This window comes from Caloramator sp. CAR-1 (genome assembly GCF_030546345.1).
GTDB classification, from domain to species: Bacteria; Bacillota; Clostridia; order Clostridiales; family Caloramatoraceae; genus Caloramator; species Caloramator australicus.
In genome coordinates, this window is sequence record NZ_JAUONW010000004.1 from 14,791 (window position 1) to 41,169 (window position 26,379).

Sequence of the window (26,379 nt, forward strand, 5' to 3'; positions counted from 1 at the left end):
AATCTTTTGTGTTTTTGTTGTGGTTGCAGACAAAACAATGCAACAGGTTTTATCAGGAAATGCCGACATAGGCTTTTGCGGTCCTGAACAAGTTATATATCTTTACAATCAAGGAAGGGAAGACTATGCCATTCTTTTTGCACAACTTACTAAAAGGGACGGTTCCTTCTTAGTAGGAAGGCAAAAGGAAGAGGATTTTAAATGGGAAAACCTAAAGGGTAAAACAATTATCGGCGGAAGACCTGGTGGAGTTCCTGAGATGACTTTAGAATATGTAATCAGAAACCATGGTCTTACTCCCCATAAAGAAGTAAACATCATAACAAATATCGCCTTTACCGCAACTGCACAGGCCTTTAAATCAGGGACAGGGGATTATGTTGCCCTTTTTGAACCAACAGCAAGTATGCTTCAAAAGGAAGGAGGCGGTTATATAGTAGCATCAATAGGTAAAGCATCCGGTGAAATCCCATACACCTGTTTCTTTGCAACTAAATCTTATGTAGAAAAAAATCCAGAAATAATTCAAAAGTTCACCAATGCAATATATAAAGGACAACTTTGGGTTCAAAAGCATACTTCTAAGGAAATTGCAGAAGCTGTTATAAGCTTTTTCCCAGGCTCAGATTTAGACCTTCTTACTACAGTTGTTGAAAGATATAAGGCTCAAGACACATGGTCAAAGGACCCAATATTAAAAGAGGAAGCTCTATCAAGATTAATGGATATAATTCAAAGCTATAATAGAGAGCTTATTCCAATGCGTCCATCCTATGAAAAAATAGTTACCACTGAATTTGCTGAAAAGGCACTTGAAAACATTAAATAGTAATATCAGGAGGGGATAATAGTGATAAAGCTAAGGGCTAAAGACATTAGCGTCATTTATCATACCATAGATGGTGAAACAGAGGCCATTAAAAACTTAAATCTTGATGTTAAAGAAGGCGAATTCTTATGTCTTGTAGGACCATCGGGATGCGGAAAATCAACATTTCTAAATGTAATAGCAGGCCTTGTTAAACCTTCTAGTGGGAAAATATTTATTGACAATGAAGAAATAACAAAACCTTCAAATAAGATTGGCTATATGTTTCAAAGGGACTATCTATTTGAATGGAGAACCATATATAAAAATATTGTCCTTGGACTTGAGATCCAAAAAAGGCTCAATGGAGATAACTTAAAAATGGTAGAATATATGCTTCAAAAATATGGCCTTTCAAGCTTTAAAAACTATTATCCCCGTCAATTATCTGGAGGAATGAGACAAAGGGCTGCCCTCATAAGAACTTTAGCCCTAAATCCTGATATATTGCTCTTAGATGAACCCTTTGCCGCCCTTGACTATCAAACAAGACTTGCAGTATCCGACGATATTTATAGAATTATTAAAAATGAAGGTAAAACAGTAATAATGGTTACCCATGATATTTCTGAAGCAGTCAGCCTTAGCGACAGAGTTGTAGTTTTATCTAAAAGGCCTGCAAGGATTAAGGATATATTGGAAATTAAATTTTCAATAAAAGATAGATCTCCTATTAAGGTTAGGGAAGCTCCTGAATTTAAGGACTACTTCAACCTTATATGGAAGGAGCTGGATATTCATGTTGAATGAAAATAAAATAGAATATTCGAAGGAACATGAAATATTCCTAAAGAATGTAAAAAAAAGAAAGGCATTAATAATATTTACTCAGATTCTAATTTTAGTTTTATTCTTTGCACAATGGGAAATAACAGCAAGATTAAAGATAATCGATCCATTTTTAGTAAGCCAGCCAACAAGGATGATAAAATTCTTAATAAAACTTTATCAAAATGGTGAACTTTTTAGACATATATTCGTAACCTGCTATGAAACCATCGTTGGATTTGTTCTTGGCACCCTTATAGGAACAATTTTTGCTGTTATTCTCTGGTGGTGGGATTTTTTAAGCAAAGTATTAGAGCCCTACCTTGTTGTTTTAAACGCCCTGCCTAAAATAGCCCTTGGTCCAATAATTATATTTTGGGTAGGAAATGGAAGACCAGCAATAATCATTATCGCCCTCATGATCTCTTTAATCGTTACTATAATTTCTGTCCATGCAGGATTTAAAGAGGTTGATGAGGATAAAATCAAACTTTTAAAAACCTTTGGCGCAACCAAATTTCAAATTTTAAGATATGTTGTATTACCCTCCAGCGTTCCAACTATAATATCCGCCCTCAAGATAAATGTTGGTCTCTCCTGGGTTGGAGTAATAGTTGGTGAATTTTTAGTAGCCAAGGAAGGACTAGGATTCTTAATAGTTTTTGGTGGTCAGGTTGCTCAACTTGATATGGTTATGCTCAGCATAATAATCCTATCCATCGCAGCATATATAATGTATATTATTGTAGCATCACTTGAAAACAAATTTTTAGGATGGAAGAATTAAATGAACAGATTATCTTTACGATAATCTGTTCATTTTTTATGATAAATAAATTGACATTATATGTTTAATTAGTATATAATATTAATGTAAATAGTATATCATTTTAGGAGGTAATGATGTTAGATATAGATTTAGCCTTAGGACTTATTAGAGTTACTGAAGCTGCGGCATTAAAGTCTGCTATTTACCTTGGAAGAGGTGACAAAAACGCAGCAGACGGTGCTGCTGTCGATGGTATGAGAAGGATGTTTGACCTTTTGCCTGTTAGGGGAACTGTTGTTATAGGTGAAGGTGAAATGGATGAAGCTCCTATGCTCTACATAGGCGAAAAATTAGGCTGTGGTGATGATACAAGCATAGAGCTTGACATAGCCGTAGATCCTTTAGATGGGACAAATCTTATCGCTAAGGGGTTACCTGGTGCTCTATCTGTCGTCGCTGTTGCTGAAAAGGGAAATCTTCTTCATGCACCGGATATGTATATGGAAAAAATTGCAGTTGGTCCAAAGGCAAAGGGAGTTGTTAGTTTAGATGCTCCCTTAAGTGAAAATATTAAAAACGTGGCTAAAGCTCTCAATAAAGATATAGATGAAGTTACAGTTATAATGCTTGATAGAGAAAGGCATAATCATCTTATGGATGAAGTTAGAAAAGTCGGTGCCAGAATGAAACTTATAACCGATGGAGATATTGCAGCAGCCATCGCAACCGGCTTTGAAGATACTGGTGTAGACATTATGGTAGGAATTGGCGGTGCACCTGAGGGTGTTATAGCTGCAGCTGCGTTAAAATGCCTTGGTGGTGATTTTCAAGCAAGGCTTTATCCAACCAATGATGCTGAAAAAGAAAGATGTATAAAAATGGGAATTGAGGATGTTAGCAAAATATTATATATAGATGATATAGTTAAAGGCGATGAGGTCTATTTTGCAGCAACTGGAGTTACCAATGGTGACCTTTTAAAGGGAGTTGTATTCTATCAAAATGATACAGCAAAGACCCAATCTGTTGTTATGAGGGCAAAAACAGGAACTGTAAGATTTATCAACACAATCCACAAAATTTTCTAAGATAATCCTCCTTACCAGCACCAGTTAAAATAAAAATACACTCAAGTTTACCCCCGTTAACTTGAGTGTATTTTTATTTTGCTACTTCATTAGCTCATCTATCATGGCTTTATATTCCTTTACCATATTGTTTGCCTTTTCCTCATCAAGCTTTCCATTTAAAGTAATAGTTTTAAAAAATCTCTTAGGTATCTTTATTTGGTCAAGCGAATAACCAAGTTTCTCTTTAATTCTATATTTTGTTCTTAAAATTTCCTTTGCAATTTCCGTAAGTTCTGAATTTGTTAATGTTATCCCTACTGCATCTAATGCCTTGATTATCGTATCCCTGTTATAAACCTTTCTTGCAAATAAACATATAACGAGGCTGGTTAATATGTTTCTTTCTAATTCCTCTTCAAATATCTTTTTAACTATATCATCTTCCTTAGTTCTTGCCTGGTCTATTGAATAACCTGCATTATCAAGGTGTGAATGTCTTGATCCTACAGAAAAACCAACTACGCTGCCATATCCCGTATGATAGCCCGGCATCTCATTTCCTCCAAGATGGCATGCAAAATCCTGTCCGCCATACTTTTTAGAAGCAAAATCAACTCCCTTTCCAAGGGCTCTGTAAAACTCATTTTTACCAGTTGCAATATAATGAACCGCAGCCATATAGTTTTGTAGCACTCCAAATTCAAAGGGCATTAATGTATCATCAATTGTTATTATTCCCCTCTTGTAAGCTTCAGTTGCCCATCCTAAAGCTACTCCTGTTGAAATTGCATCCAATCCTTCCCTTTCAACAACATCGATAAGCTGTAAAACCTCTTCAGGATTTTTGAGGCCAACAAAGCTGCCAAGGGCAAAAACCAATTCATGGTCATAGGATACATTAACAGTTTCATATTCATAACCATCATCAAACTCTCTTCTAAATTGTCCTATATGTATGCATCCTATTTGGCATCCTGAGCATGCAACCTTTCTTACTAATACTTCCTTTGCAAATCTTTCACCTGAAATATTTTCAGCATGTTCGTATCTTGTGGTTTGTAAGTTTAATGATGGAAGTGAATTCATTTCATTTAATGGAAGGACATTTATACTTGTTCCTACAGCATGATATTTTTCCATAACATCAGTTTTTGTTACGGTATCATAAATGCTGTCATATACTTCTCTATATTTTTTCATATTTTCCTTTGGTATTTTAACAGGTTCATCCCCAATTATAACTATACCCTTTAACAATTTTGATCCAAATACTGCACCAAGTCCAAGCCTACCAAAATGCCTATAGGTATCAACATTAACCCCAGCATAGGAAACCAAATTTTCTCCTGAACGTCCGATTCTCATGGAGCTTCTAATACCGCTTCCTGAAGTATGCTGTCTTAAAATTTTACCTGTATCCTCAACTGAAAGCCCCCACATCGCCCTTGCATCTTTAAAAAGAACCTTATCATCTATAACAAGATATTCAGGGTGCTTTGCTCTACCGGTAATAACAATTGCATCAATATTGTTAAATCTCATTGCCATTGCAAGACGTCCACCGGCATGGCTTTCCCCGTATTCCCTTGTATGTGGTGAATAAAACGTTGCAACAACCTTTGTGCAAACTGGCATAACAAAGGATAAGGGGCCATTTGCAAAAATAATAGGTTGGGCTGGATCTAAGGGATCAAGCTCTGGTTTTATATTTTCCTCTAAAAGTTTTGCCGCAACACCTGTTCCACCTAAATACTTAAAAAGGTCCCTTCGTTCTTCAAACCTATATTCTTCATTAGTAAGATCTATATACAAAACCCTTATAAAGTCTTTATGCAACATAGTTAAACCTCCTTCGTTGCAATACATCTATGGGGACAATATCTTGTGCAGTAACCACAGTGGGTGCATATAATTGGATACCCTTCCTTATCCATTCTAATAGCGCTTACAGAACAAGCCCTTGCACAGGCACCACATTTCGTGCATTTATCCTTATGAAAGACAACTCCTCCCCCGTTTCTTTTTGTTAAAGCTCCAAATTTACAAGCTTCCATACATGCAGGATCTTCACATGCCATACAAATAGTTATAATAAACTCTCCCGACATTCCGCCAGCAGTTTTGACATCTAATGCTGCATTTGAAGGGGAATAATCTCCCCTTAATCTTGCACAAGCCTGCCTACATGATAAACAACCAATGCACCTTCTCCTATCTACGACTCTTAGAACTTTTGGCATAATTTTACCTCCTGTAGGTTTGTTAAATATTTAACACCACATTTCTTTATTATATACATTTCTAATTATTTTGCAACATAAGATCCTTAATTTTGCTGATTTCATAGTAATTTTCATGTATGTGTTTTGTAATATCTTTACCTAATTTAATGGCTTCATTTTTGTTGTATATAAAGCCAACCAATAGGGTTTTGGATTTATTAGATTCCATAATGAAACCTTCGTAATTCTTTTCGCTATAATCTAAGGCTAAAATCCTTGTTTTTTTATCGCCTTTTCCCAAATTTTGAAGCTCTATAAAAGCATGTTTATTAGAAAACAGAAATTGTTTTATAACGTCCTTATATTTAGTTAAAAAATCCTTTAAGTTATCATCTTTTATTTCTAAACATATTCCAACGTTTTCACTATTTAAAAAAAATTTTATTCTCATATCATCTTTAATAAGGTTATATGCCGCAATTTCTTCACTTTTTTTAGAAAATCCATGAAATTCTTTATCAAGTTCTAAAACACCATCGGTATTTTTATGGTAAATCTTTTGAAGTTCATAGCAAAACTTTCTAAAATGAAGCTTTACTTCATTTCTAAATTTATCATACTCCTCCTTTGTAAATTTATCCTTCTTTTTAAAAAAATCAAAATCAGCTGCAACAAACCCATTAAAATCCATATTACCCCTCCTTAAGGCCAAGGGCCTACTTTTTTACCTTTAACATATATTCAATAGACAGGTTTTCATTTCCTATCATTCTATAAAGTTTTGACAAAGCAATATATATTTTATTCAATTTGTCTATATTTTTTATTCTTTCTGCATTATCAAGAGCTAAAAAGCCGTATATTTCAGCTTTATCAAAATCTTTTTCTTTTATATAATATTCCATTTTTAAAATATAAACATCTATTAATGTTGATATATCGTTTAATTTTATTAAATTGGATTCGGCATCATTTAATACAGTTAAAATATTTTCTTTGTCCCCTTTTTTCTCATAAATTTCGATCATATTTAAATAAGGATCCATCATTTCCTCATCGTTGCCTATGACTTTATAGTCTATCGCTTCCTTAAAGCAGTTAAGAGCCCTATCATATTCTTCAAGTTCCATATAACATATACCTATATTGTTCATAGCCCTTCCCATTCCAATCATATCACCATTAAGCTTATATTTTTCGAAGGCCTCCTGAAACTTTTCAAGACTCTCCCTTACATTTTCAACCTTAAGATCGATAATACCCGCCATCATATTAATATATGGGATAAGATCTGTTTTAGAAGACAAATCCTTTTCCTTAATGAAATCTAAACATTTATCAAGATACTCTTTGGAAAATCTAAATCTATCTAATGTATAATAACATAATGAAAGATCATAGTATATTCTTGCAATTATAGAATTATCTTTAACAAATGGAATAAGATTTTCTGCACTCTTATAATAAGCAAGGGCCATCTGAAACTTTTTAGACATATATAAACTGTTTGCTATTTTTATATTAGAGTCTGCCATATTGTCATAGTCAGAAATTTTAGAAAAATTAATCAGCGCTTTATTGAAATTCTCAAAGGCATTTTCATATTCACCTTTGTTGTAGTAGCATTCCCCTATAAATTTATAATATTCTCCTCTATCATGGTTCAAGAGATTATTGAAAATCAATCTGGCATCTTCTATTGCTCGTAAGGCTTCATCATATTTTGCTTCATTAAAAAAGCTATAAGCAGTTTTAATTATCTTTTTAAAATCCCTATGAGTTACTTCTACCTCATTTAGTGTAAAATATTCAACATCTACTTTTAATTTTTCTGCTAAATATTCAAGTAGTTTTCTACTTGGTTTGCTCTTACCGTTCTCTATTGAACTTAATTGGGCAATTGTAACTTTATCCCCTGCAACTTCCTTTAATGTATAACCTAATTCCTTTCTTCTTTTTCTTATTTTTTCCCCAATAGTAATCATGATCCCACCACCCGTTTACGTCAAAATTATTCCTAAGTCTTTGTAAATTTCCAATCCTTTATTTATAAAATTCAATGCCAGTTCCTTTTCGTTTGATTTCATATAAAACTTTCCAAGAAGAGTATAGAAGTCTGCAAGTTCCTTTTTGTAATCTAGATTCTCAAGATATTTAACGGCTTCAAGCAGTGAAAGTTCAATATTTTTATAATCTTCCTTTGCTTCATATATTCGATATAAATATTCATATACTTTTATTCTAATTTTCTCGTTGTCTCCAGCATCGTTTAAAATTCTATTTACTAGGTCTAGTGCCTTATTATAATCCTTTAGCTTTATATAATTATCGCAATATATAAATAAAGCCTCATATACTGACGCATCCTTATATTCCATTTTGAGCCTTAATGCCCTTTCTAAATGATCAAAGGACTGCTGAACATCACCTGTTTGTGAAAAAAGCATCCCCAAATTCATCTCTATATCAGAAATCTCCCTATTTGCCTCTATTATTGAAAATATCTTTTTTGCAAGTTTTGCATATCTTAGCGCCTCGTTTAAATTATTTTCCTTTGCATATGATATACTAAGAAGCATTAAAGTTTCTCCATACTGTTTTTTATCTTCTAATGCTGCAAGCTTGTCCTTTGCAAGTGAAGCAAAGGCTATTGCCTGTTCATTGTTACCTAACTTATAGTAGCACATTGCTATATTGTAAAGTATATTTGCCTTTAAAACTTCATCTATATGATTATGTTCATTCAATATACCATCTGCCTGAATAAAATAATTTAATGCAGTAGTTATATATCCCATCATAATGCTTATATGTCCAAGTAACAAAAAGCTCTTTATTATATAATCTATATTATCCAATTTTAAAAACAAGCTATTGGCATTTAAGCAGTGAAGCTGTGCTCCCTCTAAATCATTTTTCTTAAACATAATCTTTGCATAAAAATATTCAAATTTTGCTTTATAATAATTAAGATTATACTTTTGTGCATAGAAAAGTCCCTTTTCTATTAACTCCTCTGCTCTTAAATAGTTTTCAGATATTATCGCTGATTCACATATATTTGAATAAAACTCACATATCCTTGATGCCTGTTTTTCTTCGCTTTCTAAAAAATACTCTATATCTGTTTCTAACCTTTCTGCAAGATATTCTAATAGTTCAATGCTTGGATTTGATTTCCCAGATTCTACAAGGCTTATTTGTCCAGGAGTTATTCTATCACCAGCAAGTTCCTTTAATGTTAAATTTTTTTCTTTTCTTTTTAATTTTATCTTTTCCCCCAAGGTTAAAACTTCCATAGCACATCCCCTTTTTTAACAATTTATTTATATAAATTATACACAAGTCGACTTATTTAGTAAATAAAAAAAAGAAAAAGCAGGAAAACCTGCTTTTTCATCTTAAATTTTGTCTTAATTCGTTTAATAGCTCCTCTACTCTTCTACTTGCACGATTTATCCTTCTTCTATTTCTATAGTCCATTTGAGGAACCATCATCATACCTGCTATTGCACCGAGAATAGTTCCTGCCGCAAGTCCACTAATGAATCTTCCTCTCATATTACACACTCCCTTCAAATTATTCTAAATATAGAGTGTGTAATTATTTTAATATTAAACATGAAAAGTATTATTTATTTGTTATAATTTGGGAAATTAAGTTAGGTTTGCTATAAAGAAATATATAATATTTTTCATATTCCTCTGATTTTTGGCTCTGCTTTTTCCCATCGTCTATTTTTATTTCCCACTTTTCCTTTATTTTTAATTTTATGTTTTCCTTTTCCAAAATTGCCTCTTTTAGTTCATAACTTAATATTTTTTTCTTTACCTTATTCCCTAAATCTTTGTTCCAAGCAATTTCATCCAAAACCTCTTTATAAAGTCCGCTATTTTTATCCAAAACGGAAATATCCTGGATTTTTAATGTGTTTATGCTATTTTGATAAAAGTTATAGTAATCCTCGATGGATTTTAAGCATGTCTTTATCGCTTCCTCCTTCAATTTCATCTCAATTTTAAAATTCTGTCCTGCAAGTATTTTTTTTCTAAAAGGAATGCAATTTTCAAGAACCGCTTCTACATCATAAAGGGCAAGAGGAAGTTTTTCAACCTTCAATCTTCCTGTTGTATTTATATAAACCATATCTTCTATAAAAACCTTAGCATTTAGAGGTGCTTCAATGTAAAAATCATTTGCATAGTCGTTAAAAAACCAGTATTCTTTTCCATCCTCTAAAGACAATGATATAATTTTTTCTCCCTTATCCGTTTTAACTGTTATAAATCTATAGCCATTAACCCTTTTATCCTCTATAATTTCAAAATCACCACTGAAATTATAACTCATATATTTTTCAAAGACCTTTTTTGTAAAGGATGGATATCTTATGAAGGTGTATAATTTATCATAGTCTTTATTTAAAAGATAATATTTAAAGTCCCTTTTTCTTAATTTACTTCCGCCTACTATTATAATAGGAAGGATTATTATCAATATTAAAATTAATAAAAACTTTATTTCGCTTTTAAAAAATCTTTTGGATTTCATGGGACCCTCCTAAAAATCATTTTACATGTAATTATATCCACAAAATCCATTTTTTATTCATAATATGCTCTTTGCAATAATATGGGCCTTTTGTAAAGCTTCTTTATCCAAACCATTCTCATCAGTATTTAAACAATAAATTGTATCTACAAGTTCGGCACCACAGGAGAGCATAAAAAATTTTGTGACAAGCTTCATAGAATCGATCATCCTTTTGTTTTTTCCTCCAGCTGTAAATATTAAAAACCCCTTCTTTTTCACCTTATCCTCCACCTTTAAAACAAAACGTTTATTATAAAGAGGCTGGCATCTATCGATTAAAACCTTAAGGTATGATGTTACTGTTCCAAAGTAAACCGGTGAGGATAGGACTATTATATCCGCCTCTTCGATTTTATTTAAAATATCCTCCATATCATCTTTTATAAAACATTTCATTTCCTTTAAGCAATAATTACATCCCATACAATGAGATATATTAAGCTTTGGCGTATCTATAAATTCAACTTCAGTATCTTTTTCTAATCCCTCTATAAAAGCCTTTGTAAGTTCATAAGTATGTTTTTTTCTAGGACTTCCAAATAACACTAAAACCTTCATTTTGAACCTCCAAATCAAAAAATTTGAAATCTTCTTAAAATAATTATATAATCCATTTATGGGGGTGATAAATTTGAAAAAATTAAAAATGATGTTAAAATATATGAAAAAATATAAAGGAAGATATATCCTTGGCATTTTATCTCTATTTGTTGTAGATATTCTGCAGCTTATTCCTCCGAGAATTCTAGGTAGACTGTCGGATGGCATAGCAAACAAAAGTATTTCCAATATATCAGTTGCAAAAAATCTCCTATTAATAATAGTATTATCCATTATAATAGCCATTTCAAGATTTTTCTGGAGGATTTTTATTATTGGAACATCAAGAAAAATAGAATATGACCTGCGCAATAAGCTTTTCTCTCGTCTTGAAAAACTCTCTATAAATTTCTATAACAAAAACAAAACAGGTGACCTAATGGCTCTTGCTACAAATGATCTAAACGCCTTTAGAATGTCCTTAGGTCAAGGAATAGTAATGATGTTTGATGCTATTTTCCTTACGGTAATAACATTATCAATTATGCTGTCCATCAATGTTAAGCTAACTTTAATATCACTAATTCCTCTTCCTCTTGTATCTATCGTTGCTACAAACTTTGGTAAACTCATTCATAAAAGATTTTTAAAGGTTCAGGAAGTCTTTGCAAAACTTACTGACGTCGTTCAAGAGAATTTTTCAGGAATTAGAGTAATAAAGACCTTTGCCCAAGAAGCAAATGAATATGTAAAGTTTAATGAACAGAATAGGGAATATTTAAAAGCAAATATGAATCTTGTTAAGGTTTGGGGCATCCTTTTTCCCCTTACTGAGCTTTTAGCCTATTTGAGCTTTGTAATCTTAATTGCCGTTGGAGCTTCTTATGTTGTTTTAAACATAATTTCTATCGGTGATTTTATAGCCTTTAATATGTATCTTGGAAGCCTGGTATGGCCAATGATGGCAATCGGTTGGGTCATAAATGTAGTTCAAAGGGGATATGCTTCCCTGGAAAGAATTGAAAACGTTTTAAATCAAAGTATTGAAATTTATGATAAGAACGTTGATAATGTTACCTCTTTAGATGGAGATATAATAATAAATAATCTCAACTTTCAATATGAAAGCTCTAAGTCTCCAGCTCTTAAAAATATAAATCTCCATATAAGAAAAGGTGAAAGCCTTGGTATTATAGGTAAAACAGGAAGTGGAAAATCCACATTAGTTAATCTTTTAATAAGGCTTTATAATGTTCAAGATGGAACAATATTTATAAACGGGCACGACATAAATAAAATTCCAATCTCAATATTAAGAAAAAAAATTGGTTTCGTTCCTCAGGAATCCTTTTTATTTTCGAAAAGCGTTGCAGAAAATATAGCCCTTCCACTTTATGAGACTGACGATGATAAAGTAATAAAATATGCCAAAATTGCAGAGGTTCATGAGGATATAATAGGTTTTAACGATGGTTACAAAACAATCGTTGGCGAAAGGGGAATAACCCTATCTGGAGGTCAAAAGCAGAGAATTTCAATTGCAAGAGCGCTAATAAAAGAACCTGAAATCCTTATCTTCGATGACTGTCTTTCAGCAGTTGACGCAAAAACAGAAAATAGGATTTTAAAAAATTTAAAGGAAGTAATGAAAGGAAAAACTTCAATTGTAATTTCACACAGAATTTCAGCTATTAAAGATTGTGATAACATAATCGTGTTAGATGAAGGCAGAATAGTAGAGAGCGGGAACCATAATCAACTTATAGAAAATGATGGACTTTATAAGAAAATATATTTAAAACAGCAGATTGAAGAAAAGTTAGAGGAGGCGGAATAATGGATAAATTCAATTTGGAGGACTCGATTGTAAAAGAATATGATTCCGTCCTAATGAAAAGATTATTAAAATTCATAAGACCTTATATAAAAGAAATGGCATTAGTTTTTCTATTAATGTTTATAGCCGTCTTTTTAGACCTATCAAGACCATACCTTATTAAAAACGCAATTGATCAATATATAAATGGATATAAAAGTTATTATACTATAAAAGATAATACGATACTTAAGGGAATTCATCCAAAGGGCAAAACTGTCTCTTTGGTTTATGACGGGACAGATTATTACATAGCTTATGGGAAGGTCGATTATTCTAAAAGTTTTATAATCAAAGATAAATTATATCAGGATAATAACTCCTTTGAAATAAAAAAGCTAACATCTAATGATTTAAAAAATATAAGGCAGGATGATTTAAAGGGGATAATCAAAACAGCTTTATATGTTTTTATTGTTTCTTTAATATTATTTTTTGTTAATTACGGTCAGGTTTATATTTTAAATCTAACAAGTCAAAAAATAATATTTAATATTAGGGAAAAACTTTTTAAACACATTGAGGAGTTGTCCCTTTCATTTTTTGATAAAACTCCCATCGGGCGCCTTGTTACAAGAGTTACAAATGATGTTGAAACCATAAACGAAATGTATACCTCAGTCTTAGTTTATCTTGTTAAGGACTTTTTTCTATTAGCAGGAATAGTAATTGCTATGTTTACACTTAACGCAAAATTAGCCCTTGTTATGCTATTTTTTATTCCTATTATAATTATATTGACTATTATATTTAGAAAATATGATAGGGAAGCCTATAGAAATGTTAGGACCAAGCTTGCTAAAATAAATGCATTTTTATCCGAAAATATATCAGGTATGAAAACCATCCAAATATTCAATATTGAAGACAAAACCTTTGATGAATTTGAAAAAGTAAACAAGGATTATTACAAAGAAACAAGAAATCAAATTATAATTTTGGGGATATTCAGGCCTAGCATAGACTTTTTATCCACATTGACCTTAACAGCAATAGTATGGTTTGGTGGTAAAATGGTCTTAAAGGAAATTATTCCCTTTGGAGTTTTATATGTTTTTGTTTCATACGTTCAGCAGTTTTTCCAACCAATATACGACATAACCGAAAAATACGATATACTCCAATCAGCCATGGCATCCGCCGAAAGAATATTTTCACTTCTAGATACGAATGAAAAAATACCAAATTCAGAAAATGCAATAAAAGTTGAAAAGCTTAAAGGTGAAATAGAATTCAAAAATGTATGGTTTGCCTACAAAAAGGACGAATATGTTCTAAAAGATGTAAGCTTTAAAATAAGACCTGGAGAAAAAATTGCTATAGTAGGGCATACTGGTGCTGGTAAAACATCCATAATCAATTTAATAAGCAGGCTATATGATGTCCAAAAAGGAGAAATTTTGATAGATGGAATAAATATAAAGGATTATGATAAATATTCCTTAAGGAAAAATATAGCCACAGTTATGCAGGACGTATTTTTATTTACAGGAGATATAAAAGGTAATATACGACTTGGTGAAAACAGAATTACTGATAAAAAAATAATAGAAGTTTGCAAATTTGTAAACGCAGATAAGTTCATTGAAAGATTGCCCCAAAAATACGAAAGCCCAGTCAACGAAAGAGGAACTACCCTTTCACAAGGTCAAAGGCAGCTTATTGCCTTTGCAAGGGCCCTTGCATTTGATCCTTCAATCTTAGTCCTGGACGAAGCAACCTCCAATATAGATACCGAAACTGAAGGGCTTATCCAGGATGCCCTTAAAAAGATTTCAGATGGCAGAACAACCATAATAGTAGCCCACAGATTATCTACGATAAAAAATTGCGATAGAATAATAGTAATGCATAAAGGAAGAATAAGGGAAATAGGAAGCCATGATGAGTTAATGGAAAAGAAGGGCCTATATTATAACCTTTATCAGCTTCAATTTTCAGAATAAGGCTGCACATTATAAGGTGCAGCCTTATTCTAATTCATCTAAAATGTCTTCAATGTCAAAATCCTTTCCCTTTTCAGCAAGGGCTAAAATGCATTCACATTCGCTATGATAATCCCTATCCATTTCGTAGAGAACAAATTCACCTTCAACCCCAAACTTTTCTCCTAAATCATCGACGATGTCCCTTATATTATCCGCTGCCATATCAGTAAGGTATGGTAAGAAGTATTCTTCATACCATACATCCTCATTATCCTCTTCGTAATTATCGTTTGCAAACTGCTTTGCAGCTTCAAGCTCTGCCTCATCAAAGGTATAGAAGAAGTTTAAAACTAAGACGTCTTCATCCTTATAATCGATAACATCGATTTCGCTAAGTCCTTCATTTTCTAAAAACTCAATTATCTTTTCTCTGTCTATCATATCAACACTCCCTTTCATTAATCTACTTATATTATCTCATATTTACCAAAAAATAAACAGCCTGTTGAAAAAGTTTGATTAACAAAAGCCCCATAAAGGACTTTCGTGGTATTGCCTCATAAACTTATATAATTCTAATACTTTAACTTATGAGCAATACCTTTTCTAATCCTTCCGGGGCTCTTGTAAAGTTAAACACTTAAAAGGGGTATCACAATCTAGTCCAATTTTATTCCTTTCATTTTTTATACTATTTATCATAAAGAAAACATGAAACAAAATGACCATCTTCGATTTCTTTAAATTCTGGAACAAAATGTTTACATACATCCATAGCATATCTACATCTCGTATGGAATACACAGCCCTTTGGTGCATTTATAGGCGATGGAACATCCCCTTGTAAAATTATCCTATCTTTTTTAAGTTTAGGATTGGGAATTGGAACAGCTGATAGCAATGCCTGTGTATAAGGATGCATAGGATTATTAAATAGTTCCTCAGTTTCAGCCATTTCAACCATTCTTCCAAGATACATAACAGAGATTCTATCTGAAATATGTCTTACAACGCTTAAATCATGAGAAATAAACATATAAGTCAACTTAAATTCTTCCTTTAACTCTTCAAATAGATTTATAACTTGTGCCTGTATCGAAACGTCAAGGGCTGAAACCGACTCATCTGCAACTATAAACTTTGGATTAAGGGCAAGAGCTCTTGCAATACCTATTCTTTGTCTTTGTCCTCCACTAAACTCATGGGGATATCTTCTAACATGGTAAGGGCTTAAGCCAACCTTATTTAATAATTCCTTAACCCTTTCAAGTTTTTCTGCACGGCTCACCTTTTCATGAATGGTAATTGGTTCGCCAATTATCTCACCAACCGTCATCCTAGGATTTAAAGAGGAATATGGATCTTGAAAAATAAGCTGCATTTCCTTTCTTTTTTTTCGAAGAGCCTCACCTTCAAGCTTTGTTATATCTTCACCATCAAAAACTATCTTTCCATCGGTAGGTTCTAATAGTTTTAATATTGTCCTTCCTGTGGTGGACTTACCACATCCTGACTCTCCAACTACGCCTAGCACTTCTCCTCTATTTATAAAAAAACTCACTCCATCAACTGCCTTTAAATAATTAACTGTTCTATTAAAAAATCCCCCCTTCATTGGGAAATATTTTTTTAGACCATATACTTCAACTAGTTTATCCATTGCTAACACCTACCTTTTCGTCATATAAGAAGCATCTTACACATCTTTCTTCTCCAAGTCTTATGATCTCTGGTTTTTCTTTATAACATATATCCTTTGCCTTATCACACCTTGGTGCAAATCTACAGCCTTTTGGCATATTTAATGGATTAGGAACTACTCCTGGGATAGCATCTAGTTTGCCCTTTTTACCATTTACATCAGGTATTGAGTTTAGCAATCCTTTTGTGTATGGATGTAATGGATTCTCAAAGATTTCTTCTACGCCGCCCTCTTCTACAACCTGTCCTGCATACATTACAACTACTCTATTGCAGGTTTCTGCTACTACACCCAAATTATGGGTTATCATCATAACAGCAGCATTAACCTTCTTTTTTAATTCATTCATAAGATCAAGAATCTGTGCTTGAACTGTAACATCCAATGCTGTGGTAGGTTCATCTGCAATCAAAAGCTTTGGATTACAAGCAAGGGCCATAGCTATCATTACTCTTTGTCTCATACCCCCACTTAAAGTGTGTGGAAACTCATTTACTACCTTTTCCGGTGAAGGTATGTTTACCAATTTAAGCATCTCAATGGCCTTTTCCCACGCATCCTTTTTTGACATCTTTTGATGTAGTATAAGAGCCTCGCTTATTTGATCCCCAACCTTGTAAACTGGATTTAAAGATGTCATTGGCTCTTGGAAAATCATACTGATTTTATTTCCTCTTATACTTCTCATTTCCTTCTCTGGTAAGTTTAATAAATTAACGCCATCAAACCATATTTCGCTACCCTCCATTATTTTTCCTGGAGGATTTGGTATGAGCCTCATTATGGACATGGAGGTTATACTTTTTCCACATCCTGATTCACCAACAACGCCTAATGTTTCTCCCGGCTTTATATAAAAATCAACTCCATCAACAGCTGGAATTACACCATCTTCAGTATAAAAATATGTTCTAAGATTTTTAATTTCAAGTAGCTTCTCCATAGCAACACCTCTAATCTTATTTTTACTGTTTTAATCTTGGATCTAATGCGTCCCTTAGACCATCACCAACGAAATTAAAGGATAATACAGAGAGGAATATAAATAACCCCGGCCAAAATGCCTTCCAAGGAGCTGATACCATTGTCTCTAATTCCTGTGCGTTAGTAAGCATATTCCCCCATGAAGGCGTCGGTGGCTGAACTCCTAACCCAAAAAAGCTTAGTGTAGATTCTGTTAAAATTGCTGATGCAAGACCCATTGTAGCTGCAACTATAACTGGGGCTATTGCGTTTGGAAGTATATGTCTAAATATTATGGCTGTATTACTTGCTCCTATACATCTTGCTGCCTCAACAAAATCCCTCTTTTTTAAACTTAAAAATTCCGCCCTTACATATCTTGCGATACCTGTCCATCCCGTTAACCCGATAACAATCATAACATTATAAAGATTAGGTTTAAAAATTGCCATTACCGTTATAAGAAGCATCATCGTAGGAATGGACATTATGGCATCAACAATTCTCATCATTATGTTATCAACTTTGCCACCGTAATAGCCGGCAATTGCTCCCCAAACAGTTCCTATCAAAACATATATACTTACTGAAACAAAACCAACCGTAAGTGAAATTCTTCCTGCATATATGCATCGAGAGAATACATCTCTTCCTAGCTCATCTCTTCCAAAGAAGTTCGGTTTAAATACTACCTCTTCCCCATTGACATTATAACCAACATATGATCTAAATGTTGGCGGACCATCGACATACATAATGTCATCCGCTGTTCCAGCTGGATCATAAGGTGCTATAAAGGGAGCAAAAATTGCTAATGAATATAAAATAATTAATATTGTTAGTCCTATAACAGCCATCTTATTTTTTCTAAATCTTCTCCAAAATATTTGAAACTTTTTTGAAAAGGTATCGCTATATTCATAGCTTTCTGCAAGCTCAACGCTTTTATTTTCATTATTAAGCTTTATTTCTGCCATCTCTATCCCCTCACTTAGTTATATTTTATTCTTGGATCCACTAATGCATATAATATATCCGCTACCATTGAACCTACTACTACCATTACCGAAGAAATAATAGTAACCCCCATAATTACAGGATAATCCCTCATAAATGTAGCATGAATGTAAAGCCTTCCTATACCTGGCCAAGAAAAAATTGTTTCTGTAACAACTGCACCGCTTACGAGCCATGGTATAATAAAGCCTATGATTGTTATTATCGGTAAAAGGGCGTTTCTTAAAGCATGTTTAAATATTACTACCCTTTCAGAAAGACCTTTACTTCTTGCAGTCCTTATGTAATCCTGTCTTATAACTTCAAGCATCGCACTTCTCATTTGCCTCATTTGCGATGCCATACTTGCCATACCCAATACAAGAGCTGGCAAAATTATGTGTCTTAAACGATCAATAAGATCAAACTCTTCAAAATTTGCCCTCATTCCGCCAGAAGGAAGCCAGCCTAATTTTAAACTAAACAATAAAATAAGCATTAGTCCGAACCAAAAAGACGGTATTGATATACCTATAAAAGCAAAGGTTGAAAACATATAATCCAAAATTGAATTTCTTTTTATTGCTGAATAAACACCAACTGGTATTGATACTAAAAACGATATAATAGTAGATACAATTGCAAGAGTTATAGTATTTGGCAATCTTTCTAAAATCATTTCAAGAACTGGTCTGCCATGTTGGAATGATTTACCAAAATCACCCTGGATAACATTTTTTAACCACAATATATACCTAATATATATAGGCTTGTCCAAACCTAATGATTTTCTTATAACTTCTACATCAACAGGATTTGCTGTCTCTGGATTAATAAACATATAAATAGGGTCGCCCGGTGCTAGGTTAATTATAAAAAACGTTATTAATGAAATTATGAAAAGTAACGGTATAGCCTGTAAAATTCTTTTTACAACGTATTTTAGCATAGTCCACCTCCACATTTCTCATTAATATAGATATGGCAAGAAACCTTGCCATATCTATAGTTAAACTAAAACAACATATTTTCTTTTACTTTTGTAATTCCCAACTCATGTATCCATCATTGGTTCCTAACAAGTCAACAACCTTAACGTTCTTTACCCTCTTATTGAAGGATAATCCGTTCTTTCTATATGCAATGTAAGTTATTGGTTGATCTTCAGCTATAATTTCTTGTAACTTCCAATATAATTTTTTCTGTTCATTAATATCAAATGTTTTTCTTGCATCATCTAAAAGTTTATCAACTTGCGGATTTTTATAGAAATTTCTATTAAAGGTTCCCTTTGCAGGATCGCTGTGGAATAAAACAGTTTGATCACCATCGATTGAAGTAATAAATCCAAGTAGAACTGCATCATATTTGCCAGCATAGTAATACTTATTTAAGAAGGTATTCCATTCAATTATTCTAGGTTCAACTTTTATTCCAACTAATCTTAATTGATTTTGGATATAAACTACAAGCTTTTCTCTCATTATGTTTCCTTTGTTTGTCATGAGAACAAACTGTAATTTTTGACCATTCTTTTCTCTTATTCCGTCCTTTCCTACCTTCCAGCCGGCTTGATCTAAAAGCTGCTTTGCTCTGTTTAAATTGTATTGAAGTGGCTTAACGTTAGGATTATAAGCCCAAAGCTTTGGATGGTATGAGCTATGAGCTACGCTTGCAACACCTTTATATATACCCTTTACCATAGCTTCCTTATTTAATGCGTGAGCAATAGCCTGTCTTACTCTCTTATCAGAGAATATCGGGTGTTTTAAATTATAAACGATATAGTCAAAGGATGCTCTGTCGTAAACGAATGTATTAAGGTTAGATTTTGTTCTCATTCTTGCAACGTCTGATTCTGGAACTACAACATAATCAGCTTCACCAGTTTCAGTCTTTACCATCGCAACTGCCTGTGATGGTGTTATTGTAAATACAATATACTCGATTTTGGGTTGTGGATCATAGAAGTTTGGATTACGTTTTAATACTACTCTTTCTGCTGTCTTCCATTCTACAAACATATATGGTCCGTTTCCTATTGGCTCTCTGTTATATTTACTTTCTTTAATTGATTTATAAGTTCCGTTTAAAAGTTTCTGTAATTCAGGCTCCCAAATATGCTTTGGAATAATGTAATAGTATGAAAAATTAGGTAATAATGCTGAATCAGGTTCCTTTAATTTAAATACGACAGTATATTTGTCTGGTGTTTCAATTGTATCAATATTTATAAAGTTGGATCTTCTAACTGATGCAACCTTTGGTTCAAGAATAAACTCATAAGAGAATTTAATATCAGCTGAGGTTAATTCTGTGCCATCATGCCATTTTATTCCTTTCCTGAGCTTAAAGGTTATAGTTTTATTATCATTTGAAATGGTTGGCATAGCCTCTGCCATATCAGGTATTAGCTTACCTGACCAATCCCTCTTTAAAAGTGCTCTAAACAAGAAGCCTGTAACTTCACTTGATGCATTATCACTTGAAATTGCTGGGTTTAAATCAATTGGATCTGAGAAGGTTGCATAATAAATAGTGTTTGCTTTTGTCATTGGCTCAGACTTTGCCTTTGTTACTCCAACAAAGCTTGATAGGATTATTACAGTAAATAAAAGTAAAGTAATAACTTGCTTTATTTTTTTCATTTTCTACCCCCCCTTTTATTTAATTTTTATGATATCAACAACTTTATAGCCAGAATCTGGATCAACTGAGAATTTAATCTTATCTCCAGCTCTTAAATCATTAAGATTTAATACGTCGCCAGTTGAGTCTGAAATGTTTGCCCAATCCTCGATTATAACTGTATCAACAAATGCAGCTTTTCCATATTTTATTAGAGTAACTTCCATAATGTTGCCTTTAATACTTCTAACTACTGCCTCAGCATCCTTGTAGAATGCATTTATATAAACTATTTCTCCATTATCGTTTGCAAGGGTGTAGAAATATGTTCCCCTATAAAGTGCCTTTGCTAGACTTGTTTCTTTACCATTCAATTCAACATAAACATCTTCATGAATAGGGAATGAGTTTATCTCTGCAGTTTTTATTTCATAAACTTTTTTATTATAGCTTACCTCTACCTTAGTCTCTGCTTCTGATTGATTTTTAGCTGGCAAATCTGCCTTAAATACTAAATCTGTAACTCCTTTGCTAACTACCATCTTATATTGGTCATCAGCTGTAAATTCTTCCTTTTCATCAATAAGTTTATATTCTTTTCCTTCAACTTTTACCTTCAATGTTCCTGGAATAACTGTTATGCTTCCAAGTCTTAATTTTTTCGAATCGACAAACTGAAATTGTGTTTCTAATTCCGGATTTAAATCAGTTGTTTTAACAACATTTCCATTAACTAATTGAGTTCTATCATCAATTGATGGTGCAGCTAGTGATGGTGGAGTTGAATCATCGCTTATATTAGTTCTAAAGTCAATCAATGACACTCCTATAATTCCTTGTCCTTCTAGTCCTGCAGCCGGAATTTCTAAATACGTTAGATATTGCGGAACATTGTTTTTGAGCCAGACCTTAAATGAAACCTTTAAACCTTTTTTAGCTACTTCCATAATATCTGATAAATTGCCTAGATAATAAACCTTTGTTTTGTTATTAACTGCATATCTTTGATTTTTACCTGCTTCTTTAATTACAACATAGTTTGGGCCAAAGTCTACTATAATGCCCTTTTTAAGTGCTGACTCAACTTCCTTAACGGGTTGAGCCTTTTTTTGAGTGCTTGCTGCGCCTACAATTGGATAAGCTACAAAGCAAATAGCTAAAACCAACATAAGTAGGCTACTTAAAACTTTTTTCATAGATTCCCCTCCTTTTTTATTTTATTTAAATAGCCAAAAGCAATTTTAGACTTTTGGCTATATTTACAATACTGTTCAAATAATTTACTTGTAATAACTCACTTCATTAAACTCATTAAAAAAACATAAGCAATTAAAAACATAAGAATAGGCCATATAATTAAAAATTTCTTTTTATTTACATTTGTTTCTTTTACATTTGTGTAGTTATATTGTTCTCTTTTTAAGAGTCTTTTGTATTGTTTAAAATTTTTAACCCATAATTCTATTTGTCCATTTTTTTTATATAAAACCCCCAAATTGTAATATGCTAATGCATAATCAGGATCAACTTCAATAGCTTTTAAATAAAACTCCTCTGCTAATTCCATCTGACCTTCTTCTTGATATATGTTTGCAATATTAACATATGCAGGTGCATATTCACTGTTATTGTCTAAAGACAAGTTAAAATAGGTTAATGCCTTTTCTTTTTCCCCTTTATATGTATACAGAACACCCAATTTATTTAAAATTTTGTAATCATTTTTATTCAATTGTAACAATTTTTCGAATTTTATCTCTGCAGTTTCATATCTCCCTACTTCCATATCTTCACACGCTTCAGTATATAAATCGCTTAACATTTTATCCTCCTATTTTCTAATATTAGTATATTTTTCCAAAAGCATTGTTAATTAATAATATAGCATCTTTATGCAAATTAGTCAATATTCTTAATTTTCTGATAAATTTAATTTTTTGTCACAAATTATACAGCTAAAGTTTTATTAGATAAATTAATAGTTTTCTCTATTATTCACTTATTGTTAAAATATTTTACAAAAATAAAAGCACCCGTTGTGGGTGCTTATACCTTTTCTCCTATTTCTCTTCCAATTTCCCTTGCTCTTTTTAAGTCCTCTTCACTTGGTTTAAAGCATACTTTAAATCCTGGCTCAATTACATTGAACTTCAATCCCTTTAACCTATCAGTAATCAATTGAACTCCTTCGCCGCTCCATCCATAGGAGCCAAAGGCCATGGCAATTTTGCCTCTATTGATTATGGGGCTTACTAATGAAAGAAAATCCCAAACGGGTTTTACTGCATCCTGGTTTATAGTTGGTGAGCCAACAAAAACTGCCTTTGCTTTATCTGCCTTTTCAACAAGCTTTTCTAAAGGAAGTTCAGTAATGTCATGAACATCAACTTCACAGCCTACATCCTTTAATCCTTCTTTAATGGCCATCGCAATTTCCTTTGTATATCCGTAGGCAGAAACATAGGCGATTAGGGCATATTTATCCTTTGGAATGTCTAAAACTGGTTTACTCCATTCATAGTATTTATCTATATATTTTTGCAAATCCTTTCTTAAAACCGGACCATGACTTGTTCCAATTAGATCAAATTGAAGGGGCTTTATCTTTTCAATTGCAGATAAAACATGCTTTTTGAAAGGTCCCATTATAACATCATAGTAATATTTAAACTCATCAGAAAAATCTCCAACCTCATCGTCAAAAATGCTGTCATCACAATAATGGGATCCTAAAAAGTCACAGGTAAAAAGTATTTTATCAAATTCATCATAAGTAAATATCGTATCCGGCCAATGCAAAAAAGGGGCTGAGATAAACTTTAATGTTCTTTTCCCTAAATTAAGCTCATCTTTCGCTTCTGTTCCATCGAAATCCCTGTTTATTATATTCTTAATATACATTAAAGCTGCCTTTGAACCATATATTTTTATATCTGGATATTCATTTAAAATCGACTTTATAGAACCGCTATGGTCAGGTTCTGTATGATTTACTATTAAATAATCTACTTTTCTGTCGCCAATTACAGATTTTATCCTGTTTATAAATTCATCAAAAAATCCATCCTTAACTGTATCGATAAGCGCAACTTTTTCATCAACAATTAAATATGAATTATATGTAGTCCCCTTTTTTGTTGTCATTATGATATCAAAAACTCTAAGATCTGGATTTTTAGCACCAACCCAATAAACATCTTTTTTAATTTCTACAGCCTGCATAAATGCACCTCCTAAATATTTAAAATATTAATATTTTACAGTCCTCATTGTAGTAAATTTTATAAACAAACTCATATAATTAATTGAGGTTTATTTTTGGGGGTGAAAATTTGGTTGTTTTACTATTTTCCATTTTATGGGGGATACTTTTTACTTTAATTTTGATATCACCTACATCCTATTATCCATTATTATTTGCAATTTTTGTATTTTCAATTTTGATATTTGTTTTCTCTAGAAAATATTTTACTATAAATATAAAATATATTCCAGCCGCAATGATATTTTTCTTTTTCTCCTATGCTTTATGCAGTTATTTTGTATTTATGCCTAAAAAAAGTTCTTATCCGAATTTTTCAAACCTAGATAATCTAAAAAAGGCTGTAATTTTCTATAGCGAAGGAGAAATGGAAAAATATACTCCTTTTTATGCCAATTATTTTTTAAAGAATATAAATTTATTATCAAAACCCTTTCTTTGTTACAAAATTAAAAGATTTTACTATAAGATAGGAACCAATTATAAAAATGATGAATTATTAAAGGTGGCAAGAGAACTTAAAAAATCTCTTCTTAATTATAAACCCTACTACTTTTATATTGCCTTTGAAGGATATGTTCCCAAAATTCAAGATGCAATTAATTCTGCCATTAAAGATGGATGTAAAACCATATATATAGTCAACTATACCTCAAGGGAGATAGACTCAAAAATAAATAAAGAAGTAGATTTAGAATTTTTGAGGGATAGGGGAATAACAATAAAATTTACAAGACCTATCTACGCCTCAGATATCTTCATTAACTATTATGTTAATAAAATTAATAACCTTCCTAAAAGATTTAAAGGAATACTAATATATGATGATAAAACAAATACATCAGAAAAGTTAAAGGATCGACTTGTAAAGTATGGTTTTATAGAAAGCGGAATATTAATATCTAAAGATTTAAAATTCTCCTTTGATTATTATAAATCTCAAAGCATATCAGAAATTCTATTTGTTAATTTAGCAAGCAGCGGATGTGGCTATGAGGAGGAAATTTTAATGCAGGAGCTTACTAAATATACAGCATCCTTCAAGATTCATGCAATAAAGTCCTGGGGATATGATATTGAACTTGTAAAAGCTGCAATAAATGAATTCAAAAAAATAGAAAACTAAGGCACCGTGAGGTGCCTTTTAAAATAATTTAATGTTGTAAAAAAATTATGTAATGATAAAATAATAATAAGGAAGGAGGCTTTTTATGGAGATTGTAATGAACGATAAAACTTATAACTACATTTTAAATAAAGGTGGTAAGCTGGAAATTAAAATAATCAAAACTAGCTGTGGATGAGGTGGGCCTCAAGTAAAAAGCCTTTGGATTGAGGCAAAAAAGGTAGTTTTAAATGAAGAAAAATATGATGTGTTTGATTATAAAGATATAAAGATTTTTATTCAAAAAGGGATAAAGATTGGCGAAAGGATTGAACTTAGTTTAAAAGCCTCTTTACCACTTTTAGGATCATTTTTTAATTATAAAGGAATTGAAATTGAATAAATGGGGGTCTTTAGATGAACGATAAAATAAGTAACGATTTTAAAATATGCGTAATAGGATGCGGTTCAGTTGGGACTTCAATAATCGACTCCTTATCAAGATTGGGGATGAAAAATATTTCATTTATAGACGATGCCGAAATCAATGAAGCCGATGTTTTCACCCATTCTATATTTGACGAAAATGACATTGGCCGCCTTAAGGTCGAAGCTGCCTTTGAAAAATTAGAAAAGATAGATTCAGAGGTTCTTTTACAAGGATACATAGATAGAATAGATGAACATAACATCCATGCCTACTGCTCAGACTGCAATGTTATCGTTGACACTACTTCAAATTTTAATACCAGCCTTTTAATCAATGATTATTGTTTAAAAAACAAAAAAGTAATGGTATTTGTTCATCATAACTCTACATCAGGAATTGTAACACTAGTTTCGCCTTATAAAAATCACTGCATAAACTGTATAAAGGACATAATAACATCAAAAAATCTTGATAAAGACAATTTTGCCCTTAATCATCTTTCTAAAATTTTATCCGGACTTGCAGTTAATTTGATTTACAACTATGTAAATAGCAAAATTTCAAACAAAGTTTATTTTATAGATATTGAAAACGATATCTTTGAAACAATCGATGTAGAAAAACAAAAGGATTGTCCGTCGTGTTCTAAGGAGTGAAA

General features: G+C 32.2%; 26 protein-coding genes. 9 read left to right on the forward strand and 17 right to left on the reverse strand.

The genetic code is table 11. From position 1 onward, the window contains the following. The first annotated feature begins 37 nt into the window (after positions 1–37). The 4 genes from Q3V94_RS00550 (at position 38) to glpX (ending at position 3,493) form a co-directional block, all read left to right on the forward strand. On the forward strand, positions 38–829 hold the full coding sequence (locus Q3V94_RS00550; RefSeq protein WP_303524656.1) for an ABC transporter substrate-binding protein: 792 nt from the start codon (positions 38–40) through the stop codon (positions 827–829). A gap of 21 nt (positions 830–850) precedes the next feature. Continuing rightward, positions 851–1,618, forward strand: coding sequence for an ABC transporter ATP-binding protein (locus Q3V94_RS00555; protein WP_303524582.1), 768 nt, complete (start codon positions 851–853; stop codon positions 1,616–1,618). After that, on the forward strand, positions 1,608–2,423 hold the full coding sequence (locus Q3V94_RS00560; protein WP_303524583.1) for an ABC transporter permease: 816 nt from the start codon (positions 1,608–1,610) through the stop codon (positions 2,421–2,423). The genes Q3V94_RS00555 and Q3V94_RS00560 overlap by 11 nt, the downstream gene beginning before the upstream one ends. A gap of 116 nt (positions 2,424–2,539) precedes the next feature. Next, positions 2,540–3,493, forward strand: coding sequence for a class II fructose-bisphosphatase (glpX, locus tag Q3V94_RS00565; protein WP_008907818.1), 954 nt, complete (start codon positions 2,540–2,542; stop codon positions 3,491–3,493). A gap of 81 nt (positions 3,494–3,574) precedes the next feature. On the opposite strand, the gene Q3V94_RS00570 is transcribed toward glpX, so the two are convergent. From Q3V94_RS00570 to Q3V94_RS00605, 8 genes are all read right to left on the reverse strand, one after another. Further along, positions 3,575–5,314 (reverse strand): aldehyde ferredoxin oxidoreductase N-terminal domain-containing protein, encoded by a 1,740-nt coding sequence (locus Q3V94_RS00570; RefSeq protein ID WP_303524585.1) that lies wholly within the window; start codon positions 5,312–5,314, stop codon positions 3,575–3,577. A gap of 2 nt (positions 5,315–5,316) precedes the next feature. Continuing rightward, entirely contained in the window at positions 5,317–5,715 is a 399-nt protein-coding gene (locus tag Q3V94_RS00575) for a 4Fe-4S binding protein (RefSeq protein WP_303524587.1), read from the reverse strand. Between the two features lie 61 nt (positions 5,716–5,776). Beyond that, positions 5,777–6,388, reverse strand: a complete 612-nt coding sequence (locus Q3V94_RS00580; RefSeq protein ID WP_303524589.1) for a hypothetical protein — start codon at positions 6,386–6,388, stop codon at positions 5,777–5,779. 25 nt (positions 6,389–6,413) lie between these two features. Beyond that, on the reverse strand, positions 6,414–7,682 hold the full coding sequence (locus tag Q3V94_RS00585) for a tetratricopeptide repeat protein (RefSeq protein WP_303524590.1): 1,269 nt from the start codon (positions 7,680–7,682) through the stop codon (positions 6,414–6,416). A 15-nt stretch (positions 7,683–7,697) separates the two neighbouring features. Then, positions 7,698–8,996, reverse strand: a complete 1,299-nt coding sequence (locus tag Q3V94_RS00590) for a helix-turn-helix domain-containing protein (protein WP_303524592.1) — start codon at positions 8,994–8,996, stop codon at positions 7,698–7,700. 97 nt (positions 8,997–9,093) lie between these two features. Further along, positions 9,094–9,258, reverse strand: a complete 165-nt coding sequence (locus tag Q3V94_RS00595; RefSeq protein WP_008907812.1) for a hypothetical protein — start codon at positions 9,256–9,258, stop codon at positions 9,094–9,096. Between the two features lie 70 nt (positions 9,259–9,328). Further along, entirely contained in the window at positions 9,329–10,249 is a 921-nt protein-coding gene (locus tag Q3V94_RS00600; RefSeq protein ID WP_303524594.1) for a hypothetical protein, read from the reverse strand. A gap of 57 nt (positions 10,250–10,306) precedes the next feature. Next, entirely contained in the window at positions 10,307–10,849 is a 543-nt protein-coding gene (locus tag Q3V94_RS00605; protein ID WP_303524596.1) for a flavodoxin family protein, read from the reverse strand. A gap of 73 nt (positions 10,850–10,922) precedes the next feature. On the opposite strand from Q3V94_RS00605, the gene Q3V94_RS00610 reads away from it, so the two are divergent. Beyond that, the gene (locus Q3V94_RS00610) at positions 10,923–12,668 is read left to right on the forward strand and encodes an ABC transporter ATP-binding protein (protein ID WP_303524598.1); all 1,746 of its coding nucleotides are present in this window, start codon (positions 10,923–10,925) and stop codon (positions 12,666–12,668) included. Continuing rightward, the gene (locus tag Q3V94_RS00615) at positions 12,668–14,653 is read left to right on the forward strand and encodes an ABC transporter ATP-binding protein (RefSeq protein ID WP_303524599.1); all 1,986 of its coding nucleotides are present in this window, start codon (positions 12,668–12,670) and stop codon (positions 14,651–14,653) included. Before Q3V94_RS00610 ends, Q3V94_RS00615 begins: the two co-directional genes overlap by 1 nt. Positions 14,654–14,677: 24 nt before the next feature. Here Q3V94_RS00615 and Q3V94_RS00620 read toward each other — a convergent pair whose 3' ends face one another. The 9 genes from Q3V94_RS00620 to Q3V94_RS00660 form a co-directional block, all read right to left on the reverse strand. Continuing rightward, on the reverse strand, positions 14,678–15,076 hold the full coding sequence (locus Q3V94_RS00620) for a hypothetical protein (protein WP_008907807.1): 399 nt from the start codon (positions 15,074–15,076) through the stop codon (positions 14,678–14,680). 250 nt (positions 15,077–15,326) lie between these two features. After that, positions 15,327–16,295, reverse strand: coding sequence for an ABC transporter ATP-binding protein (locus Q3V94_RS00625; protein WP_008907806.1), 969 nt, complete (start codon positions 16,293–16,295; stop codon positions 15,327–15,329). Continuing rightward, positions 16,288–17,280 (reverse strand): ABC transporter ATP-binding protein, encoded by a 993-nt coding sequence (locus Q3V94_RS00630; protein ID WP_008907805.1) that lies wholly within the window; start codon positions 17,278–17,280, stop codon positions 16,288–16,290. Before Q3V94_RS00630 ends, Q3V94_RS00625 begins: the two co-directional genes overlap by 8 nt. A 22-nt stretch (positions 17,281–17,302) precedes the next feature. After that, positions 17,303–18,277 (reverse strand): oligopeptide ABC transporter permease, encoded by a 975-nt coding sequence (gene opp4C, locus Q3V94_RS00635; protein WP_008907804.1) that lies wholly within the window; start codon positions 18,275–18,277, stop codon positions 17,303–17,305. A gap of 14 nt (positions 18,278–18,291) precedes the next feature. Beyond that, on the reverse strand, positions 18,292–19,245 hold the full coding sequence (locus Q3V94_RS00640; protein ID WP_008907803.1) for an ABC transporter permease: 954 nt from the start codon (positions 19,243–19,245) through the stop codon (positions 18,292–18,294). Positions 19,246–19,330: 85 nt separating this feature from the next. Next, positions 19,331–20,944 carry a peptide-binding protein gene (locus Q3V94_RS00645; RefSeq protein ID WP_008907802.1) on the reverse strand — a complete coding sequence of 538 codons (1,614 nt, stop codon included), beginning with the start codon at positions 20,942–20,944 and terminating at the stop codon, positions 19,331–19,333. 15 nt (positions 20,945–20,959) lie between these two features. Next, positions 20,960–22,120 carry a hypothetical protein gene (locus Q3V94_RS00650; protein ID WP_303524601.1) on the reverse strand — a complete coding sequence of 387 codons (1,161 nt, stop codon included), beginning with the start codon at positions 22,118–22,120 and terminating at the stop codon, positions 20,960–20,962. Positions 22,121–22,218: 98 nt separating this feature from the next. After that, entirely contained in the window at positions 22,219–22,746 is a 528-nt protein-coding gene (locus tag Q3V94_RS00655; RefSeq protein ID WP_008907800.1) for a tetratricopeptide repeat protein, read from the reverse strand. A gap of 224 nt (positions 22,747–22,970) precedes the next feature. Continuing rightward, positions 22,971–24,146: an FprA family A-type flavoprotein gene (locus Q3V94_RS00660; RefSeq protein WP_303524603.1), complete on the reverse strand. Its 1,176-nt coding sequence runs from the start codon at positions 24,144–24,146 to the stop codon at positions 22,971–22,973. 110 nt (positions 24,147–24,256) lie between these two features. Here Q3V94_RS00660 and Q3V94_RS00665 point away from each other — a divergent pair, with 110 nt between their 5' ends. The 3 genes from Q3V94_RS00665 (at position 24,257) to Q3V94_RS00675 (ending at position 26,377) form a co-directional block, all read left to right on the forward strand. Next, a complete protein-coding gene (locus Q3V94_RS00665) occupies positions 24,257–25,312 on the forward strand; it encodes a hypothetical protein (protein WP_008907798.1) in 1,056 nt (351 codons plus the stop codon). Positions 25,313–25,559: 247 nt separating this feature from the next. Continuing rightward, a complete protein-coding gene (locus Q3V94_RS00670) occupies positions 25,560–25,694 on the forward strand; it encodes a hypothetical protein (protein WP_008907797.1) in 135 nt (44 codons plus the stop codon). Positions 25,695–25,708: 14 nt separating this feature from the next. Next, complete coding sequence (locus Q3V94_RS00675; RefSeq protein WP_008907796.1) at positions 25,709–26,377, forward strand: ThiF family adenylyltransferase; 669 nt, start codon at positions 25,709–25,711, stop codon at positions 26,375–26,377. The last annotated feature ends 2 nt before the right edge of the window (positions 26,378–26,379 follow it).

Excerpts from the sequence above, each read along its gene's own strand:
- Q3V94_RS00550 (WP_303524656.1), top strand. The coding sequence starts at position 38 with ATGCAACAGGTTTTATCAGGAAATGCCGACATAGGCTTTTGCGGTCCT.
- Q3V94_RS00560 (WP_303524583.1), top strand. The coding sequence starts at position 1,608 with ATGTTGAATGAAAATAAAATAGAATATTCGAAGGAACATGAAATATTC.
- glpX (WP_008907818.1), top strand. The coding sequence starts at position 2,540 with ATGTTAGATATAGATTTAGCCTTAGGACTTATTAGAGTTACTGAAGCT.
- Q3V94_RS00570 (WP_303524585.1), bottom strand. The coding sequence starts at position 5,314 with ATGTTGCATAAAGACTTTATAAGGGTTTTGTATATAGATCTTACTAAT.
- Q3V94_RS00575 (WP_303524587.1), bottom strand. The coding sequence starts at position 5,715 with ATGCCAAAAGTTCTAAGAGTCGTAGATAGGAGAAGGTGCATTGGTTGT.
- Q3V94_RS00580 (WP_303524589.1), bottom strand. The coding sequence starts at position 6,388 with ATGGATTTTAATGGGTTTGTTGCAGCTGATTTTGATTTTTTTAAAAAG.
- Q3V94_RS00585 (WP_303524590.1), bottom strand. The coding sequence starts at position 7,682 with ATGATTACTATTGGGGAAAAAATAAGAAAAAGAAGAAAGGAATTAGGT.
- Q3V94_RS00590 (WP_303524592.1), bottom strand. The coding sequence starts at position 8,996 with ATGGAAGTTTTAACCTTGGGGGAAAAGATAAAATTAAAAAGAAAAGAA.
- Q3V94_RS00595 (WP_008907812.1), bottom strand. The coding sequence starts at position 9,258 with ATGAGAGGAAGATTCATTAGTGGACTTGCGGCAGGAACTATTCTCGGT.
- Q3V94_RS00600 (WP_303524594.1), bottom strand. The coding sequence starts at position 10,249 with ATGAAATCCAAAAGATTTTTTAAAAGCGAAATAAAGTTTTTATTAATT.
- Q3V94_RS00605 (WP_303524596.1), bottom strand. The coding sequence starts at position 10,849 with ATGAAGGTTTTAGTGTTATTTGGAAGTCCTAGAAAAAAACATACTTAT.
- Q3V94_RS00615 (WP_303524599.1), top strand. The coding sequence starts at position 12,668 with ATGGATAAATTCAATTTGGAGGACTCGATTGTAAAAGAATATGATTCC.
- Q3V94_RS00620 (WP_008907807.1), bottom strand. The coding sequence starts at position 15,076 with ATGATAGACAGAGAAAAGATAATTGAGTTTTTAGAAAATGAAGGACTT.
- Q3V94_RS00625 (WP_008907806.1), bottom strand. The coding sequence starts at position 16,295 with ATGGATAAACTAGTTGAAGTATATGGTCTAAAAAAATATTTCCCAATG.
- Q3V94_RS00630 (WP_008907805.1), bottom strand. The coding sequence starts at position 17,280 with ATGGAGAAGCTACTTGAAATTAAAAATCTTAGAACATATTTTTATACT.
- opp4C (WP_008907804.1), bottom strand. The coding sequence starts at position 18,277 with ATGGCAGAAATAAAGCTTAATAATGAAAATAAAAGCGTTGAGCTTGCA.
- Q3V94_RS00640 (WP_008907803.1), bottom strand. The coding sequence starts at position 19,245 with ATGCTAAAATACGTTGTAAAAAGAATTTTACAGGCTATACCGTTACTT.
- Q3V94_RS00645 (WP_008907802.1), bottom strand. The coding sequence starts at position 20,944 with ATGAAAAAAATAAAGCAAGTTATTACTTTACTTTTATTTACTGTAATA.
- Q3V94_RS00650 (WP_303524601.1), bottom strand. The coding sequence starts at position 22,120 with ATGAAAAAAGTTTTAAGTAGCCTACTTATGTTGGTTTTAGCTATTTGC.
- Q3V94_RS00655 (WP_008907800.1), bottom strand. The coding sequence starts at position 22,746 with ATGTTAAGCGATTTATATACTGAAGCGTGTGAAGATATGGAAGTAGGG.
- Q3V94_RS00660 (WP_303524603.1), bottom strand. The coding sequence starts at position 24,146 with ATGCAGGCTGTAGAAATTAAAAAAGATGTTTATTGGGTTGGTGCTAAA.
- Q3V94_RS00675 (WP_008907796.1), top strand. The coding sequence starts at position 25,709 with ATGAACGATAAAATAAGTAACGATTTTAAAATATGCGTAATAGGATGC.